Here is an 18,256-nt window from a genome sequence, read left to right as displayed (position 1 = left end):
ATCCTCATGCGCCACGGCGCATCAACGCCGTGAACGCCTTCAGATCGTCCCCCTGAATCGCTGCCCACAAGTCGTCGGCCTTGCTGCTAAGACACTCACGCCCCTTTTCCATCAGCTTGTCCAGACGAACATCGAAGGGCAATGGATCGGTCAGGTCGTTATACGCTTCGAGCGTCGATCCGTCCGACAGATGCACCACAAGTTCTGCCGCTGTTTCCGACACGTTTTCATCCGCAATCACACTGACCCGCGACATGCAATCGCGATGCGTCTCGTCCAGGGGAAAACACGCCGCCATATCGGAATTTCCGAACGATTTCGCGCCGTTACGCAGCAAGAGTGCCGCAAGGAACGTATAGCTGAACTTGGCCTCAAGGTAATCGACCGGCGCGGGTTTGTTGCAAACGCTCATCCAGCGGGGATTGGTGCGCAGCTCGATTTTGCGAACACGCCCTGTCAAATCCGACTGATCGCCCAGAACGGATTTCATCGCCTCGATCATGGCGTGCGTTCCATGACAGCACGGATGGAACTTGTGCGTGACATCCGGGAACAGCCAGACCTGCCCAAGAGTGTCGAACGCACTCAGATCATTTTCCCCATGATGCGTGTTGCCGAACCCCTGCGCCCCGTCCGCGGCCTCATGTGACCCATCGAGCCCATGACGCGCCAGCAGAACGGCCTCGACCCCATGCGCCGCCGCCATTCCTGCATTCATGGGCTTCATCGCGGTTCCGAACTGTTGTTTCAAACCAGCCGCCATGCCCGCCACAATCCGTAACGGTGCTGCCGCCTTGACATCCGATGTGGACACTGCCGCCGCCACGGCCGCGCCAAAGGCGCCAGCGGTGGCTGTCTGGTGAAATCCCGTCTGGTAATGGCTGCGACCCAGCCAGACACCAACACGGGTGGCCACCTCGGCCCCGATCAGCGCCGCCTGCACCATCTGCTGCAAATCCCCGTTTTCTGCCTCGGTCATGGCAAGGGCTGCAGGGAAAACCACTGTGCTGACATGGCCTATATGGGCAAAATGCGTGTCGTCGAAATCCAGTGTATGGCTGATCGTACCATTGGCCAGCGCGGCCAGGCGCGGCGCGGTCCGGGGCCGCCCCTGGCCTTCGCCGAAGAAAAGCGACGAGGCACCTTCCCCACCGGTGTCGTTGGCATAGCCCATGATGGAACCGGTGATCGCTTCCTGCTCGGCTGCAAGCCCGACAACAGCCCAGTCCAACAGGCATAGCCGCATGACATCCAGAGCCTCTTTCGGGCATTTGCCCGACTCGCGATGTGCATCCACAAAGACGGCTAAGCGATCAATTACGTTGGTCATGACAGTTCCAATCCTTCGCGCTGCGGCATGTCGTCGCCGTCGGTCATACAGCGGCCGACGAGATGGTTCCAATAGCTTGAGGATATGGCTGCGATGCATTTACCGACCAGGGGTGTACCGGATCACTGCCGTGCCGCGCCTATTGCCCGCAACACCCCGCCCAAAGCGCCGTTTTCCGCGCTGGTCGGATATCGGCCCTCATGCGCCGTATAAATCCTGCGCGCGGGATTCGAACGCCTTGACGATGCGTTGCATCGCCTCGAAGAAAAACAACCCTGCGGCCTTCTGCAACAGAAGGTTGCGGAATTCGAAATCGACATCGAACTGCACCTCGCACCCGTCTTGCGTATCCGCGAACTTCCAGTTTGAAATCAGGTACTTGAATGGACCGTCCAGATATTCCGTTTCGATTTTCCTGTCTTCGGGCCACAAGACGACGCGGCTCCCGAACCGTTCGCGAAACACCTTGAAACTAATCACGAGGTCTGCCTCCATGACCTCTGAGCCGTCAGCCTGCGGTGTGACCCGGCGCACACGTGCCGCCGATGTCCAGGGCAGGAATTCGGGATAGCTGCCGACATCGGCCACCAGATCGTACATCTGCTGGGCGCTGTAAGGCAGGTGGCGGGTTTCGGCATGTGACGGCATTCGGTTGCGCGCCCCGGATTGATCATGGACAGGTTGGGGCTTTTTCTTAGACTGGTCCGGGAAATTCAAGGGGAAGCCATGCGGGTAAACGGCCATAATAGGAAACCGGGGCATTTAAGCCCGGTCGGTCGGTCATGAACCTTCGCTGGCTGTTCCGGATGACACGGTGGGCGCAATCCCCGCCGAGCGCGAAGCGGATCAGGTTTTTCTTCGCGGTACTGGCGATTTGCCTGACCCTGCTCGCGATCGAACATTTCATCGGCTGGCCCGACATCCTGACGCCCAACAGCACGCGCGGTCGCATGTGGCAGACCAATTAGGGCCGCGTTGCGGCATGTGCCAAACAAACGAATAAATGGCGCACCTGAAAGGATTCGAACCTTTGGCCTCTGCCTTCGGAGGGCAGCGCTCTATCCAGCTGAGCTACAGGTGCGTGCGGCCCCGGCTATAGGCCAAAGCGCGCGGCCCTGCAATCGGAAATCCTTGGGTAAGGATCGGACTTGCGCCTGTGATGCAAATACGGCGTTATGGCTCCGCTGTTGGAATTCCGGAGACTGCCCATGCACAACGCTCCACTTTGGTTGTTGATCACCCTGCAAGCAGGCGTTTCGGCAGCCAGTCTTGTGGTCGAGATCGTGGCGGGCCGGATGATGGCGCCATATGTGGGCATGTCTCTCTATACATGGACGGCCATCATAGCCGTCGTGCTGGCCGGGTTTTCCGCCGGGCACTGGTGGGGCGGTCGCGTCGCCGAACGCCCGGCCTCGCGCGCCATGCTGTTGACCGGCTGGGCGTTGCTGGCGGCGGCCCTGACCACGGCCATCGCCGGTGGGCTGCTGCGGCTAAGCGCGGGGCCGGTTCTGAATGCGCTCGAACATCCTGTTTGGGGCATTACCGTTTTATGCGCCGTGGCCTTTTTCGCCCCGTCCTTCTTTGCCGGTGTTCCGGCGCCGGTGCTTGCGCAGATCGCGGTAAACGGGACAGACAGATCGGGCCGTGCGCTTGGCGCCATGTTCGCATCCGGCGCGATTGGCGCGATTGCGGGCACGTTGCTGGCGGGGTTCGTCTTTATCTCTTGGCTGGGCAGTGCGCTGACCATCAGTGTGGTCGCCATATGCTATGTGTTGGCGGCGCTGATCTGTTTCGGGCTCACCCGGCAATTGCGCGGGCGCGGCATTCTGGCCGCCTCGGGTGTCGCCCTTGCCCTGTCGGGCAGCGCCGCCTTGCTATCCAGCCCGTGCGATCATGAAAGCCGGTATTTCTGCATCAGGACAGAGGATATATCGGCCAATCCCGGCAGCCCCGTGAACCTGATGGTGATCGACCACCTGGCCCACGGAATCAGTGCGCGCGACGTGCCGCGCATCATGTTCACCGATCATGCCGCCATGCTGGACGGGATCGCCCGAATGCGGATGGGGGACCGTCCGTTTTCAGCGTTCTTCGTCGGCGGTGGCACCTATTCCGTTCCGCGCGCATGGACCGACCGAGGCATCGGTCCCCTGACCGTGGCAGAAATCGATCCTGCCGTGACCCGAACCGCCGCGCGCGATTTCTGGTTCGATCCGGACAGCGCCACCGTCCTGCACGAAGACGCCCGCCGCGCCCTGCTGATCCGCCCGGACAGGCACTATGACGTGATCGTCGGCGATGCCTTTACCGATATCGCCGTGCCTTCGCATCTGGTGACCCAAGAGTTCTTCCAACTGGTCCGGGATCGCCTGACATCGGGCGGCGTCTTCGTGATGAACGTGATCGACTTTCAGCACCGGCTCGAGGCCCTGGCCGCCATTCACTCTACCTTGTCTCGGGTTTTCCCCAATGTCGAAATCTGGACCGAACAACGCCCTCCGACTCCCGGCGAACGGCTTGTCTTCGTGCTGGTCGCCTCGGACAGCGCCAGCCCGGAGGACAGCCTGCTGTTATCCGCCCCGGATACGAAACGCTTTGGTGTGCTGTCCGATCGTTTCGTGCAAACCGTGCTGTCACCGAAAGGCGCGTCTGTCCTGACCGACGATTATGCCCCTATCGACCGGTTGCTTGGACCCGGCTGACGGCTGACGCGCAGCGTCTCAACCGAACAGGTCGTGCGCCAGCTCCAGCGCGTCGATCAGGGTGTCGACCTCGGCCTGGGTGTTATACATCCCGAACGACGCACGGCATGTGGCCGTTACCCCCAGATGATCCATCAGCGGCCCCGCGCAATGATGCCCCGCGCGCACCGCAACGCCCTTCTTGTCGAGGATCGTGCTGATGTCATGGGCATGGGCCGCCCCGTCCATGGTGAACGAGAAAATCGCCGCCTTGTCGGGTGTCGTGCCCTGCACGTTGATCCAGTTCAATCCGGTCAGGCGCTTTTGGGCATAGCGGCTGAGCGCGTCTTCGTGGGCGGCAATCGCCTCCATGCCGATGCCCATCATGTAGTCCAGCGCCACACCAAGCCCGATGGTCTGCACGATGCCCGGTGTCCCGGCCTCGAATTTCATGGGCGGATCGTTGTAGATGACCTCATCCTTGCTGACTTCGCGGATCATGTCGCCACCGCCCATGAACGGACGCATCTCGGCCAGTCGCTCCTTGCGGGCGAAAATCGCCCCTGAGCCGGAGGGGCCATAGAGTTTGTGACCTGTGATCGCATAGAAATCACAGCCGATCTCGTCGACATTCACCGGCATATGCACGGCGGCCTGAGATCCATCCACAAGCACCGGAACACCCTTTTCGCGGGCGGCATCGCAGATCGCTTTGACATCCACCCTGGTGCCCAGAACATTCGACAGATGCGTGATCGCCACCAGCCGGGTTCTGGGACCGATGGCGTCGATCACCTTTTGCGGGTCGAGCGCGCCGGAGGCATCCACATCGACCCATTTCAGGCGCACCCCCTGCCGTTCGCGCAGGAAATGCCAGGGCACGATGTTGGCGTGATGCTCCATCACCGAGAGGACGATTTCATCGCCCGCCTCCATCCGGGGCATGGCCCAGCCATAGGCGACCATGTTGATGCCTTCGGTCGTGCCGGAATTCAAAACGATCTGATCCTCGTCGGCAACCCCGAGAAAGCGCGCGATGGTGCCGCGCACGGCCTCGTATTTTTCGGTCGCCAGATTGCTCAGGTAATGCAGTCCGCGATGCACATTGGCGTATTCATGGGAATAGGCCTGAGTGATCGCGTCGATCACCACCTGCGGCTTTTGCGCCGAGGCCCCGTTGTCCAGATAGACCAGAGGCTTGCCATTGACCTCGCGGCTCAGGATCGGGAAATCGGCCCGGATCTTTTCGACATCGAGCATCAGGACACTCCCATGAACAGGGCCGATACGAGCCCAAAGAAAATCGACAGCCCGACCGTCACACCCAACAGCGATACGATCAGAACGCCAGCCGCCTTGAACATGTTTTCAAACTCATGCGCAACATCCAGAAGCGAAACCACAGCCCAGACCCACCAGACGACCATGGCCAGAACCATCAGGGAACTGAGCATCGGCAACGCCATTCCCAGAACCACGATGCCGGACATCAAGACAAAGGTCACCGCCTGCAGCCATGTCATCACCGCCAGCACATCACGCAGTTGACCGGTGCCCCCCATCATGCGCCCGACCCAACACAAGACGAACACCGACAGCACGGCGCGGCCCCATTGCAGCAAAGCCAGGATCAACGGCGCGCTGTGCGCGGGCGATTGGCGCATGAGTTCACTGAACTGATCCTCGCCCACGGCAGCGACCTGCATCAGCGCCGCAAAGATCAGCGACGTGACCACCGACACCAGCGACAGCGCCAGCCACAGCCCCTGTACAGGCAAATCCAGGGATATGATCTGCGCCCCGGCAGCTTTTGGCGCTTTGAGCGTCAACAGGAACAGCGATTTCAGCATTGAGAGCGTCATGATGTTCCCCACCCCGCTTCACGCAGGTTCGACAGCCAGAACCACAGGAACACCGCGATCCAGACAAGCCCGACCAGTTGCAACCCAGGCCCCGGCCCGATGAATCCGGCCACAAGCCCGTGCAGCAAGATCAAAGGGCTGGAGGCCAGGAAGGCCCAGAACAACGCCAGACGGCTGGAATAGCCCCCGCCTGCCCCGCCAAAGACACGCTGTACCAGATGGCTGAAAAACGCGAGCGCATAGAGCACCAGCGGCATCATGAAGACCCACGCCAGCAACGCGCCACCCAAGAGCATGTTCAACTCCTGCCCGCTCAGATGCGCTTCGCGGGCAAGGCGTGGCCACTGGCCGATGAACACCACGACACACCCGGCCATGACGATGGCAAGCGCACGGCCTTCGTGCGGTGGCATCGCCAACAGCCGCCGCATAACGGCCCGCGGCCGCCTGTAGGTGGCCGCGATATCCGTTGTGACCGGCATCAGCCGCGCCGGCGTTCCAGCCAGCCTTCCAGCCGGCCCACGATGGTCTCGCGCAGCGTCTCGTCCTCGATCTCCTCGACCGCCTCGGCCAGAAAGGCCAGCGTCATCAGGTCGGTGGCAATATCCTTGGGAACGCCCCGCGCCCGCAGGTAAAACAGACCGTCCTCGTCGATCGCCCCCGAGGTCGAGCCATGTGAACAGGCCACGTCATCGGCATAGATCTCCAGTTCCGGCTTGGCGTCGAATTCGCTGTCGCCATCCAGCAGCAAGGACTGGCTGATCTGATAGCCATCGGTTTTCTGCGCGCCCTGCTTCACGAGGATCTTGCCTTGAAACACGCCCCGCGCCCCGTTGCGCAGCACCTTCTTGAAAACCTGGCGGCTTTCGCAATTCACCGCATCATGCGTGACGAACACCGTATCGTCATGATGGAAATCCCCGTCGCCCACACAGGCCCCGGCCACATGCGCCACGGCATTGTCGCCGGTCAGTTCCACCACGCATTCGTTGCGCGTCAGCACGCCATTGGCCGTCAGCGTAAAGGTCTTGAACGCGCTTTCCTCACCCAGACGGGCAAAGATATGCGTGGCCGCCCGGCGCTCGTGGTCCCGGCCTTGCGTGCGCACATGATGGAACGCCGCGCCGTCGGCCACTTCGACCTCCATCACCTTGTTGAACCGCGCCGCCGCCGGACCGTTTTCGAGAATGGTCAGGTCCGCACCTTTGTCGAGCTTCACAAGGTGGTGCAGGATCGCATCGGAAGACTCTGATTCATGGTGATAAATCAGGTTGATCGGCTTGCTGGCCCTGCCGGTGACATGGATCACCACGCCATCGCTGGCCAATGCCGTATTCAGCGCGGCCAGAGGGCGTGCCACCGGGTCCTGTCCGCGTTCTTCCAGAACGCCATACAGGTCCTTGGCCCAGTGAATATCCGTTGCGGCAACCTCGGCCAGACGTTCGATGCTTACGCCTTCGAGGGTCAGGTCATCGCTGGCCTCGGCGTCGAAAATCCCGTCGACAAAGACGATTTTCAGACGGTCGACCTCTTTGAAAATCTGGGTTTCGTCCGACTCGAACACCGCCGCCGAAGGCGTTTCCGCCTGCACCAGCGTTTCGGGATTGGTGAATTTCCAGTACTCGTCGCGCCGGTGGGGCAAGCCCATTTCGCGCACGCGTGCCAAGGCCGCGTCACGGGCCGCTTCGGCCCATGACGCCCCCGCCGCTGGCCGGCCAGTCGCCGACAGCCGCGCTTCGGTTGCGTCCAGTTTCGCCTGTGGCAAAGCCATTACGCCACCTCCTCGACCAGATCGGCATACCCGTTCTTCTCGACTTCCAGCGCCAGTTCGGGGCCGCCCGTCTTGACGATCCGGCCATTGGCCATGATGTGCACCACGTCGGGTTTGATATGATCCAGAAGGCGCTGATAGTGGGTGATTACCAGAAACCCGCGACCCTCTTCGCGCAACGCGTTCACACCGTCGGCAACCAGCTTCATCGCGTCCACGTCGAGCCCCGAGTCGGTTTCGTCCAGAATGCACATCTTGGGTTCCAGAAGCGCCATCTGAAGGATTTCGTTGCGCTTCTTTTCACCGCCAGAGAATCCCACGTTCACCGGACGCTTGAGCATGTCGCTGTCGATCTGCAGCGCCTTGGCCTTTTCACGCACCAGCTTGAGGAAATCAGCCGCGCTCATCTCCTCTTGCCCCTTGGCCTTGCGTTGCGCATTCAATGCGGTGCGCATGAAGGTCATGTTGCCGACGCCGGGGATTTCCACCGGATACTGGAACGCCAGGAAAAGGCCCGCCGCCGCGCGCTCTTCCGGTTCCATATCAAGGATGTCTTCCCCATCCAGCGTGGCGCTTCCCTCGGTCACCTCGTAACCGTCGCGCCCCGACAGGACGTAGCTGAGCGTCGACTTGCCCGATCCGTTGGGCCCCATGATCGCATGCACCTTGCCTGCCTCGACAGTCAGGTCCACACCTTTGAGAATGGTCTTTTCCTCGTCTTCAAGATCGACATGCAGGTTCTTGATTTCCAGCATCTTTTTCAGCTCCTCGCTTATGTTCCGTGGCGGCTCAGGGCCGCGTCATCATCTCGATTATCGTCAACAGCCGGTCCGCAGGCACCGCCATCGGCGCAACCTCGAATTCGGCCATCCGTCCGGCCATCACGGGCCGGCCCAGAAACTCCTCTATCCGGTGATAGTGTTTGCGCCGCGCATAATCGTCGACGAACACCCTTACCGGCTTTTGCGTGCGAAAGGCCGTGGCCATCGCACAACCGGCGCGAAACCGGCCATCCACCAGCACCACATCCGGCTGGCGGAACTCGGGCAAATCCCACACTTCGAGCGGATAGCGCGCGTAACGCTGCCATTCGCTGTCCGTCGCGGGATAACCCCATTTTCTGGTCGGGCCGACATCGGACCAGATGACATCCACCTCGGTCCCGTCTGCGGGCGGGCTTTGCGCCAGCCAATCGCGCATCATTTGCGCCCAGTCCCTATCGCTTTCGACCGAGAACACCGATTTCCCCGGCATCTCGGCGGCCATCACCGTAGACCCGCCGGACCCGTATTCAAGGATCACCTGCGCCGCCTCATAGGCCGCGCGCAACCTCTGTGCCTCTGCCTCGGGCAGGGTCAGTTCGGGGCGCGATATGATGGCCGCCTGATCCATCTCAGGCCAGCACGACCGCCGTGCCGCTGGCCGACACCATCAACATCGAATCGCCGACGACCTCGTAATCCAGATCGACCCCCAGAATCGCATCGGCCCCGAGTGCCGCTGCACGCTGTTCCAGCTCGTTCAGGGCGGTGTCGCGGGCATCCTGCAACTTGGATTCATAGGCGCCCGAGCGCCCACCCACTACATCGGTGATCTGGGCAAAGAAATCACGGAACACATTGGCCCCCATGATCGCCTCACCCACCACGATCCCGCGGTATTCCGCGACCTTGCGGCCCTCGATATTTTGCGTTGTCGTGACGATCATGACCGCCCCCTTGTCAGCGGATCGGGCGGGTCCTAGCCCACCGAACCTTCCAGCGAGATGGCAACCAGTTGCTGTGCTTCCATGGCGAATTCCATGGGCAGCGCCTGCAACACATCCTTGCAGAACCCGTTCACCACCAGCGCAACAGCCTCTTCCTCGTCCATGCCGCGCTGACGGCAATAAAACAACTGATCGTCATCCACCTTCGAGGTGGTCGCCTCGTGCTCCACGCGCGACGAGTTGTTCTTGACCTCGATATAAGGCACCGTATGCGCCCCGCATTTATCGCCGATCAGCAAGCTGTCACATTGCGTGTAGTTGCGGCTGTTCTTGGCCTTGGGATGCATGCTGACCAAGCCGCGATACGTATTCTGCGCCTGCCCGGCACTGATCCCCTTGGAGACGATCCGCGAACGGGTGTTCTTGCCCAGGTGAATCATCTTGGTGCCGGTATCGGCCTGCTGCCAGTTGTTTGTGATGGCGATCGAGTAGAATTCGCCCTGGCTGTTGTCCCCGCGCAGAATGCAGGACGGGTATTTCCAGGTCACGGCGCTGCCGGTTTCCACCTGCGTCCACATCACCTTGGCCCGGTCGCCACGACAATCGGCGCGCTTGGTCACGAAGTTGTAGATGCCGCCCTTGCCCTCTTCGTTGCCGGGGAACCAGTTTTGCACCGTGGAATATTTCACCTCGGCGTCTTCCTCGACGACGATCTCGACCACGGCGGCATGAAGCTGCGATTCATCGCGCTGCGGTGCGGTGCACCCTTCCAGGTAGCTGACATAAGACCCCTTGTCGGCGATGATCAGCGTGCGTTCGAACTGACCGGTATTTTCCGCGTTGATGCGGAAATAGGTGCTCAGTTCCATCGGGCAGCGCACACCGGGCGGCACGTACACGAACGACCCGTCCGAGAACACGGCCGAATTCAGCGTGGCGTAAAAGTTGTCGCTGACCGGAACGACCGAACCGAGGTATTTCTTGACCAGTTCGGGGTGTTTCTGGATCGCCTCGGAGATCGAGCAGAAGATCACCCCGGCCTTGGCCAGTTCCTTCTGGAAGGTCGTGCCAACCGAAACCGAGTCGAACACCGCGTCCACGGCCACCTTGCGGCCCTCGGCGGGGGCGTCTTCAGCGCCTTCGACCCCGGCCAGAATCATCTGTTCCTTCAGCGGAATCCCCAGCTTTTCGTAGGTTTCCAGAAGCTTGGGATCCACCTCGTCCAGCGACTTGGGCTTTTCCGCCATGCTCTTGGGGCGGGCATAGTAATACTGTTCCTGGAAATTCACCTCGGGATAATCCAGCATCGCCCAGTCGGGTTCCTTCATCTGCAGCCAGCGCTCGTAGGCCTGCAAACGCCATTCGGTCATCCACTCGGGTTCTTCGTTCTTTTCCGAGATCAGCTTGACGATATCCGCAGTCAGGCCCTTGGGGGCATAATCCATCTCGATATCGGTTTCCCAGCCGTACTTGTACGTGCCGGCCATCTCGCGGACAGCATCCACCGTTTCCTGATCGACGCCTTCTTTGACCTGTGTATCGTCCAGTGCCGCCATATCGGCCCCTCCTTGATCTCGTTTCGCTACGCCGTTCGGGCGCAGTGTTTATTCCAGTGCTTCAGCCATGCCTCGGCAAAGCGTGTCACATCGTCCTGCGTCGTGCCCGGCCCAAGCGAGACCCGGATCGCCGATCCGGCCTCGTCCTCGCTGAACCCCATGGCCTGCAATACACCGCTGGCCCGAACCTTGCCACTCGAACAGGCAGATCCAGCGGAAATGGCGAAGCCAGCAAGGTCCATCGTCATGACCTGCGTTTCCCCTTTCCAGCCGGGCGTGATAAAGCACGACGTGTTGGGAAGACGCGACGCATCTTTCCCGACAAAAATAGTCCCGTTTGCCTCGGCTGCAATGGTATTTTCTAGAATCTTTCTAAATTCTGCCACACGATCCCAGAGTCCACCGGCCAAATCCCGCGCAGCCGCCTCGGCGGCAGCCCCGAATCCGGCTATCCCGATGACGTTTTCGGTTCCCGAACGACGCCCCATTTCTTGCCCGCCGCCCTTGATCAGCGCCTCCAGATCGGTGCCGCGCTTCACGACCAGCGCGCCGATACCTTTTGGCCCGCCCAACTTGTGCGCGGAAATCAGCACCATACGGCAGCCCGACCAGTTGAATGCAACCGGCAGTTTCCCGAACGCCTGCGTCATGTCGCTGACCTCAAGCCCCTCGGGAAGATCCTGCACGATACCGGTTTCCGAATTGGCCTTTTGCAAGACCGAACGCGCCGGATCGTCCACGCTCACACGGCCCAGTGCATCAACCGGCAAATCCGCGTCGATCCACGCCTTGACCGCATCATGTTCCACGGACGCGCCATGCAATCCGCGACCGGCACAGGCCAACGCCGCGGCTTCGGTTGCGCCCGAGGTGAAAATGACGTCCGCGCCCTCGGCCCCGAACGCCGCGGCCACCTGCCCGCGAGCCCGTTCGATCAGGCCCTTTGCCGCGCGCCCCTCGGCATGCACGCTGGACGGGTTGCCCACCAGATCCATCGCCGCGATCATCGCCTCGCGCGCCTCGGGCCGCAACGGGGCGGTTGCGTTGTAATCCAGATAAACCCTGCGCTTCACGGTGCCGGCGTCTTTCCCTTAAACGAATGTCCAAGTGGCCATGGCCCGGCACACCCACCAACGTCAAGAGATACCCGGCCAAACGGCTCCATACTTTTGTCGCCCAACCTCATTCCTCGTCCACCACCGAAAACAATGTCGGCACCGCCGGGCACGGCGCCAGCGTATTGCTCACCACATCGCTCAGCCGGGTCTGGTGCAGGAACACATAGACCTGCGCGCTCAGAGATTCCCACAGCCGGTTGGTCATCGACTGGGCCCGCGATCCGCTCGCCGCGCCCGATGCTCCGGCCCCTTTCTGCAAGGCGCTCACCGTCTCATCGACCGCCGCTAGCACGTCCACCACGCGGATTTCCGATGCGGGGCGCGCAAGGCGATATCCCCCACCGGGACCGCGCACCGACGCCACCAGATCAGCCCGGCGCAGCTTGACGAACAACTGCTCCAGATAGGGCAGCGAAATATCCTGACGTTTCGCGATTTCGCCCAACGTCACCAGCGTATCACTGTCCTGCAATGCGATATCGACCAGCGCGACCATCGCATAACGACCCTTGGTGCTCAGCTTCATGGCCGATTCTCCCGCGAATAGATTGACGCGAGGCCATGCAACCCTTATCTCGCTTGCATCCTCCGGCCCCGGCAGGAAATTTAGAAACGTTCTAAGGTGCTTGACCGATTTCGTCAAGAAAGTCGCGCACCAACATACGGAGAATGAGGCTCTATGCCAGAGGTTATCTTTCCCGGCCCCGAAGGCCGTCTTGAAGGACGCTATCACCCGCAACGCGAAAAGGACGCCCCGATCGCGATCGTGTTGCATCCGCACCCGCAGTTCGGCGGGACGATGAACAACAAGGTGGTCTATAACCTCCACTACGCGTTCTACAACATGGGCTTCACCGTTCTGCGCTTCAACTTCCGCGGCGTCGGACGCAGCCAGGGGGAATACGATCAGGGCGTGGGTGAACTCAGCGATGCGGCCTCGGCGCTCGACTACCTGCAATCCATGAACAACAACTCCAAGCATTGCTGGGTCGCGGGCTTTTCCTTCGGCGCATGGATCGGCATGCAACTCCTGATGCGCCGCCCGGAAATCACCGGTTTCGTTTCGGTTTCGCCGCCCGCGAACATGTACGATTTCTCGTTCCTTGCCCCCTGCCCCTCGTCCGGGTTGATCATCAACGGCACCGCCGACCGTGTGGCGCCTCCTGCGGACACCACCACGCTGGTCAACAAGCTGCACGAGCAGCAGGGCATCACCATCACCCACGAAGAACTCGAAGGCGCGGATCATTTCTTCAAGGAGCCGCACATGGACACGATGATCGACACGGTCACCGGGTACGTGAAGCGCCGCCTGACAGAAAATACCCGCTGATCCGATGGGCGTTACCGAGGATCTCGCCGACGAACTGGCGCTGGATGTGCTGAAATACATCGACGCCACCGGCGACGAACAGATCGTCGCGGATATGGTCAAGGTGCTGGGGGCCACGTCCCAGACCGCGGAGGAGGCATTCCTGACCTCGCTGCGGGTGCGCCGCGCCAACGTCAAGGCGCGCAAGCTGTTGCTGGACCGCGCCAGGGCGTTCAAGGAAGACACCAAAGCCAAGGCAGAGCAGGCCCCGAAAGAATGAGCGATGTGTCGCGTCTCGACGCGCAGATGGCCTTCCTGACCGAGGCCTGCCGCCTGAAATCCGTGATCCGCGCCAACACGCTTTGCGACGGGTCACGCTATGAAAACTCGGCGGAACACAGCTGGCACCTGGCGCTGTATGCGCTGATTCTGGGCGAACATTCACCTGACGGGGTCGATCCTGCGCGCGTGATCAGAATGCTGATCCTGCATGATCTGGTGGAAATCGACGCAGGCGATACACCGATCTATGCGCAGGCCGACCGCGCGGCTGTCGCCGCCGCCGAGCAGGCCGCCGCCGACCGCATTTTCGGTCTTTTGCCAGCGGATCAGGCTGCGAACCTTCGCGCTCTTTGGGACGAATTCGAAACGGCGGAAAGCCCCGACGCCAGATTCGCCAAGGCGCTCGACCGTTTCCAACCGCCCAATCAGAACCTCGCGTCAGATGGCATCAGCTGGCGCGACCACAACGCCACACTGGACAAGGTCGAAACCCGTGTCGGCACGCCCATCACCCGAGGGGCCCCGGCCCTCTGGGATTGGATCGCCCCAAAAATCCGCGACTGGTTCGCCCGCAACGGCTGAGATTACGGCCTGATAAGTGGCACCTGCGGCGCGGTATCCTCGGGAAGCAACCCCGACAGTCGCGGATCGGGTGCGATCTCGATCTCGCGGGCATAGGGCGTGAACCCGCTGCGCCGATAGAAATCCAGAGCCGCCGGATGATCCAGCGTACAGGTATGAACGTGAAACCGAGCAATACCTTCTGCCCAGGCAAGCCGGATCGCGCGGTTCATCAGCCAGCGCCCGGCACCGCCGCCAACCGCCTCCGGCGCCAATCCGAAATAGGCCAGTTCGCAATCGCCATGCTGGCGAAAATCCAGTTCCAGCAGGCCGACCTCCTCCGTGCCATCCCTGACCACGTAAACATGCACCCGCTCGTCGCTCAGGATCGTGCGTAACTCGTCCCGGTCCATCACCAGCCGACCGAACCAAAGCCACGGCGCGCCGACCTTGCGGAAAAGATTCAGATACCAGTGGGACTCGGGCGCAGTCACGCGCGCCAGGTCCAGCGGCAGATCGGCCTCGGGCCGCTGCGCCGCCTCGGCGCACATCTCCAGATGCGTCACGACCGAGGCCGTGTGCCCCGCCGGAACCGCATGCAACCCGTCCTCAAGCATTCTTCTTCGCCTTCTTCTTTTCCGCCACGACCTTTTCGGCCAGATCGCGGGCGATCGCGAACGCGCCCTTGATCTTGTCGCTGTCCTTGCGCCAGTCGCGGCGCACCACGATCTTGTTGTCGCGCACCTTGGCCAGCCCGTTCTGCGCGGTGATGAACTCGACCAGCCCCTGCGGTGAGGCGAACTTGTCGTTATGGAACTGGATCGTCGCCCCTTTCGGCCCGCCGTCCAGCTTGGCGATCCCGGCCTTCTTGCACATGGCCTTGATCCGAACGACCAGCATCAGGGTGTTGACCTCCTTGGGCAGCTTGCCGAAACGGTCGATCAACTCGGCGGCGAAACCTTCCAGTTCGACCTTGCTGTGCAGGCCGGACAGACGCCGATAGAGGCCAAGGCGCACATCCAGATCGGGCACGTACTCCTCGGGGATCAGCACCGGCACACCCAGATTGATCTGCGGCGCCCACTGGCCGTCCTCTTCGGTCAGGCCTTCCAGCTCGCCCGTCTTGATCCTGGCAATCGCGTCTTCCAGCATCGACTGGTAGAGCTCGTAACCGACATCGCGCATCTGGCCCGACTGTTCCTCGCCCAGCAGGTTGCCCGCCCCGCGAATGTCCAGGTCCTGGCTGGCCAGCGTGAAGCCAGCCCCCAGGGTATCGAGCGATCCCAGAACCCGCAGCCGCTTTTCCGCCGCCGGGGTCAGGCGCATGCGCGGCTTGGTCGTCAGATAGGCATAGGCACGGGTTTTCGCGCGCCCCACCCGGCCCCGGATCTGATAAAGCTGGCTGAGGCCGAACATATCCGCGCGGTGCACGATCATCGTGTTCGCCGTCGGAATATCGAGCCCCGATTCGACAATCGTGGTGGCCAGCAGCACATCGTATTTGCCGTCGTAAAAGGCGTTCATGCGGTCATCCAGCTCGCGCGCGGCCATCTGGCCATGCGCCACCACATAGGAGACCTCGGGCACCTGTTCTTTCAGGAACTCCTCGATCTCGCGCAGATCGCTGATGCGCGGCACCACATAGAAGCTCTGCCCGCCGCGATAATGTTCGCGCAACAAGGCCTCGCGGATCGTGACCGTATCGAATTCACTGACATAGGTCCGGATCGACAGGCGGTCGACCGGCGGTGTGCCGATGATCGACAGATCGCGCACCCCGGACAGCGACAATTGCAAGGTGCGCGGAATCGGCGTCGCGGTCAGCGTCAGGACGTGAACGTCGCTGCGCAACTGCTTCAGCCGTTCCTTGTGCCCCACGCCGAACCGTTGTTCCTCGTCGATGACCAGCAGGCCGAGGTTCTTGAAGCGGATTCCCTTTGCCAGCAACGCATGGGTTCCCACGACGATATCCACCTCGCCCCTGGCCAGCCCCTCGCGGGTCAGGCTGGCGTCTTTCTGGGTCACGAAACGCGACAGGGGCCGCACATTGACGGGAAAGCCACGGAACCTCTCGGCGAAACTCTGGTAATGCTGGCGCGCCAGCAGCGTGGTCGGTGCGATCACCGCCACCTGCATCCCCGCCATCGCCGCGACAAAGGCCGCGCGCATCGCCACCTCGGTCTTGCCAAAGCCCACATCGCCGCAAATCAGCCGGTCCATCGGGCGGCCCGCATCGAGATCGCTCAGAACGTCCTCGATCGCGCGCAACTGATCGTCGGTTTCGGTATAGGGGAAGCGGGCGGAAAACTCCTCCCAGGCGTGGTGCTCGGGTTCCAGCACCGGTGCCTTGCGCAACTCGCGTTCGGCGGCGATGCGGATCAGCCGGTCGGCCATCTCGCGGATGCGTTCCTTGAGCTTGGCCTTCTTGGCCTGCCACGCCCCGCCGCCCAGCTTGTCCAGCAACCCCTCATCATGGCCGTACTTGCTCAGCAGTTCGATATTCTCGACCGGCAGGTACAGCTTGGAGCCTTCGGCATATTCCAGCAGCAGGCACTCATGCGCCGCCCCCGCCGCGCTGACCACTTCCAGCCCCTGATAGCGGCCGACGCCATGATCCACATGCACCACCAGATCGCCGGACGACAACGCCTGCGCCTCGGTCAGGAAATTCTCGGCCCGGCGGCGTTTCCTGGGTGACCGGATCAGGCGATCCCCCAGAACATCCTGCTCGGCAATCACCGTCAGGTTCGGTGCCTCGAACCCGTGTTCCAGAGGCCAGACCGCCAGATGCAGCCCCCGTGATCCGATGCGCGTCGCGTCCCCCACCGTGACGGGGCCGATCAGCCCTTCGTCCTCCAGCAGCCCCTCAAGACGCTCACGCGCGCCCTCGGAATAGCTGGCCAGCAACACCGGCCCTTCGGCCATGCGCGCCTCGATATGGTCTTTCAGGGCCCCGAACAGGCTCAGGTTTTCGTTCTGCCGCTCGGGGGCAAAGTTCCGCCCGATCCGCCCGCCCGCGTCGATCACACCCGGCCCGGTGGCCTGCGGCAATGCGGAAAACTGCAATACCCGGCATGCGGAAACCGCATCCTGCCACGCGCCATCGTCCAGATACAGCAACCCCGGCGCGACGGGTTTGTAAACGGTGTCCTCACGGCTTTTCTGCTTGAGGGCGTGCAGACGCGCCTCGTATTGATCGGCGATGCCGTCCCACCGCGCCAGCCGCGCCGGGGTCACCTGATCGTCCAGCGTTACGGTCGCTCCGGGAAGGTAGTCGAACAGCGTTTCCAGCCGCTCATGGAAAAACGGCAGCCAGTGTTCGATACCGGCATGCTTGCGCCCCGCGCTCACGGCTTCGTAAAGCGGATCGTCGGTGCCCGCCGCGCCGAACTCGATCCGGTAATTCTGCCGGAACCGGGTGATCGCAGCCTCGTCGAGGATCACTTCGCTGACCGGGGCCAGTTCGATCTGATCCAGCTTTTCGGTGGTGCGTTGCGTGGCCGGGTCGAACCTGCGAATACCGTCCAGAACATCCCCGAACAGATCCAGCCGCACCGGGCCGCTTTCGCCCGGCGGGTAGATGTCGATGATGCCGCCGCGCACCGCGTAATCTCCGGGCTCCATCACCGTGGGGGCTTGCGCAAACCCCATACGCACCAGAAACGCCCTCAGCGCCTCTTCGTCGATCTGGTGATCGACGCGGGCGATGAACGCGGCCCCTTTCAGAACGTCGCGCGCCGGAACGCGCTGTGTGGCGGCGTTGAGCGTGGTTAGCAGCACGAATTGCTGGGGCATCCCGTGCACCAGCCCCGCCAGCGTGGCCATGCGCGCCGCCGAGATATCGGCATTGGGTGACATCCGGTCGTAAGGCAGGCAATCCCAGCCCGGAAAACGGATCACCGGCATATCCGGGGCAAAAAACAGCAGCGCATCGGCCATCGCCACCATGCGCTTGTCATCGCGCGCGATATGGGCCACGGGCCCGCCCTGCCGGGCGACCTCGTCAAGGATCAGCCGCGCATCGAAACCCTCGGGCGCGCCGCCCACTGTGATATGGTCAGAACCGCTCATGCAC

General features: G+C 62.0%; 19 protein-coding genes and 1 tRNA gene. 5 read left to right on the top strand and 15 right to left on the bottom strand.

The features are described from left to right. Positions 1-4 precede the first annotated feature (4 nt). Complete coding sequence (locus KPG71_RS06870; RefSeq protein ID WP_216337369.1) at positions 5-1,330, bottom strand: MmgE/PrpD family protein; 1,326 nt, start codon at positions 1,328-1,330, stop codon at positions 5-7. A 198-nt stretch (positions 1,331-1,528) separates the two neighbouring features. Continuing rightward, complete coding sequence (locus KPG71_RS06865) at positions 1,529-1,978, bottom strand: type II toxin-antitoxin system RatA family toxin (protein WP_216337368.1); 450 nt, start codon at positions 1,976-1,978, stop codon at positions 1,529-1,531. Positions 1,979-2,112: 134 nt separating this feature from the next. On the opposite strand from KPG71_RS06865, the gene KPG71_RS06860 reads away from it, so the two are divergent. Next, complete coding sequence (locus KPG71_RS06860; protein ID WP_216337367.1) at positions 2,113-2,298, top strand: hypothetical protein; 186 nt, start codon at positions 2,113-2,115, stop codon at positions 2,296-2,298. 36 nt (positions 2,299-2,334) lie between these two features. Here KPG71_RS06860 and KPG71_RS06855 read toward each other — a convergent pair. After that, positions 2,335-2,411: transfer RNA gene (locus KPG71_RS06855), tRNA-Arg, on the bottom strand. A 127-nt stretch (positions 2,412-2,538) separates the two neighbouring features. Between KPG71_RS06855 and KPG71_RS06850 the strand changes: the two genes are divergently transcribed. Beyond that, entirely contained in the window at positions 2,539-4,032 is a 1,494-nt protein-coding gene (locus tag KPG71_RS06850) for a fused MFS/spermidine synthase (RefSeq protein WP_216337366.1), read from the top strand. 18 nt (positions 4,033-4,050) lie between these two features. Here the strand turns inward: KPG71_RS06850 and KPG71_RS06845 are convergent, their stop codons facing one another. The 10 genes from KPG71_RS06845 to KPG71_RS06800 all read right to left on the bottom strand — a co-directional run bounded on the left by KPG71_RS06845 (position 4,051) and on the right by KPG71_RS06800 (position 12,552). Next, positions 4,051-5,271: a cysteine desulfurase gene (locus KPG71_RS06845; protein WP_216337365.1), complete on the bottom strand. Its 1,221-nt coding sequence runs from the start codon at positions 5,269-5,271 to the stop codon at positions 4,051-4,053. Then, on the bottom strand, positions 5,271-5,873 hold the full coding sequence (locus tag KPG71_RS06840; RefSeq protein WP_216337364.1) for a YIP1 family protein: 603 nt from the start codon (positions 5,871-5,873) through the stop codon (positions 5,271-5,273). The genes KPG71_RS06845 and KPG71_RS06840 overlap by 1 nt, the downstream gene beginning before the upstream one ends. Further along, positions 5,870-6,355 (bottom strand): YIP1 family protein, encoded by a 486-nt coding sequence (locus tag KPG71_RS06835; RefSeq protein ID WP_073031597.1) that lies wholly within the window; start codon positions 6,353-6,355, stop codon positions 5,870-5,872. The genes KPG71_RS06840 and KPG71_RS06835 overlap by 4 nt, the downstream gene beginning before the upstream one ends. Then, positions 6,355-7,644 (bottom strand): Fe-S cluster assembly protein SufD, encoded by a 1,290-nt coding sequence (gene sufD, locus KPG71_RS06830; protein WP_216337363.1) that lies wholly within the window; start codon positions 7,642-7,644, stop codon positions 6,355-6,357. The genes KPG71_RS06835 and sufD overlap by 1 nt, the downstream gene beginning before the upstream one ends. Next, positions 7,644-8,399 (bottom strand): Fe-S cluster assembly ATPase SufC, encoded by a 756-nt coding sequence (sufC, locus tag KPG71_RS06825; RefSeq protein ID WP_216337362.1) that lies wholly within the window; start codon positions 8,397-8,399, stop codon positions 7,644-7,646. The genes sufD and sufC overlap by 1 nt, the downstream gene beginning before the upstream one ends. Before the next feature lie 34 nt (positions 8,400-8,433). Next, complete coding sequence (locus KPG71_RS06820; RefSeq protein WP_216337361.1) at positions 8,434-9,036, bottom strand: hypothetical protein; 603 nt, start codon at positions 9,034-9,036, stop codon at positions 8,434-8,436. A 1-nt stretch (position 9,037) separates the two neighbouring features. Next, positions 9,038-9,352, bottom strand: coding sequence for a heavy metal-binding domain-containing protein (locus tag KPG71_RS06815; RefSeq protein WP_216337360.1), 315 nt, complete (start codon positions 9,350-9,352; stop codon positions 9,038-9,040). A 32-nt stretch (positions 9,353-9,384) separates the two neighbouring features. Beyond that, positions 9,385-10,908, bottom strand: a complete 1,524-nt coding sequence (gene sufB / locus KPG71_RS06810; protein ID WP_216337359.1) for a Fe-S cluster assembly protein SufB — start codon at positions 10,906-10,908, stop codon at positions 9,385-9,387. 26 nt (positions 10,909-10,934) lie between these two features. Beyond that, on the bottom strand, positions 10,935-11,981 hold the full coding sequence (locus KPG71_RS06805; protein WP_367397316.1) for a cysteine desulfurase family protein: 1,047 nt from the start codon (positions 11,979-11,981) through the stop codon (positions 10,935-10,937). Positions 11,982-12,090: 109 nt separating this feature from the next. Next, positions 12,091-12,552: an Rrf2 family transcriptional regulator gene (locus tag KPG71_RS06800; RefSeq protein WP_073031611.1), complete on the bottom strand. Its 462-nt coding sequence runs from the start codon at positions 12,550-12,552 to the stop codon at positions 12,091-12,093. Positions 12,553-12,705: 153 nt separating this feature from the next. Between KPG71_RS06800 and KPG71_RS06795 the strand changes: the two genes are divergently transcribed. Genes KPG71_RS06795 through KPG71_RS06785 form a run of 3 tightly spaced genes read left to right on the top strand, consistent with a single transcriptional unit; the run spans position 12,706 to position 14,202 of the window. Beyond that, the gene (locus KPG71_RS06795) at positions 12,706-13,359 is read left to right on the top strand and encodes an alpha/beta hydrolase (protein WP_073031613.1); all 654 of its coding nucleotides are present in this window, start codon (positions 12,706-12,708) and stop codon (positions 13,357-13,359) included. Positions 13,360-13,363: 4 nt separating this feature from the next. Continuing rightward, entirely contained in the window at positions 13,364-13,618 is a 255-nt protein-coding gene (locus KPG71_RS06790; protein ID WP_216337358.1) for a hypothetical protein, read from the top strand. Continuing rightward, positions 13,615-14,202, top strand: a complete 588-nt coding sequence (locus tag KPG71_RS06785; RefSeq protein ID WP_216337357.1) for an HD family hydrolase — start codon at positions 13,615-13,617, stop codon at positions 14,200-14,202. The genes KPG71_RS06790 and KPG71_RS06785 overlap by 4 nt, the downstream gene beginning before the upstream one ends. Before the next feature lie 2 nt (positions 14,203-14,204). Here KPG71_RS06785 and KPG71_RS06780 read toward each other — a convergent pair whose 3' ends face one another. Both KPG71_RS06780 and mfd read right to left on the bottom strand, forming a co-directional pair. Beyond that, a complete protein-coding gene (locus tag KPG71_RS06780; RefSeq protein ID WP_216337356.1) occupies positions 14,205-14,798 on the bottom strand; it encodes a GNAT family N-acetyltransferase in 594 nt (197 codons plus the stop codon). Beyond that, complete coding sequence (gene mfd, locus KPG71_RS06775; protein ID WP_216337355.1) at positions 14,791-18,252, bottom strand: transcription-repair coupling factor; 3,462 nt, start codon at positions 18,250-18,252, stop codon at positions 14,791-14,793. Before mfd ends, KPG71_RS06780 begins: the two co-directional genes overlap by 8 nt. Positions 18,253-18,256: the final 4 nt, after the last annotated feature.

The sequence above is a fragment of the Roseovarius sp. PS-C2 genome, from assembly GCF_018862045.1.
Taxonomy (GTDB): Bacteria; Pseudomonadota; Alphaproteobacteria; order Rhodobacterales; family Rhodobacteraceae; genus Roseovarius.
The sequence above is the reverse complement of the archived record's forward strand: the minus strand, read 5'-3'. Positions and strand labels throughout refer to the sequence as shown.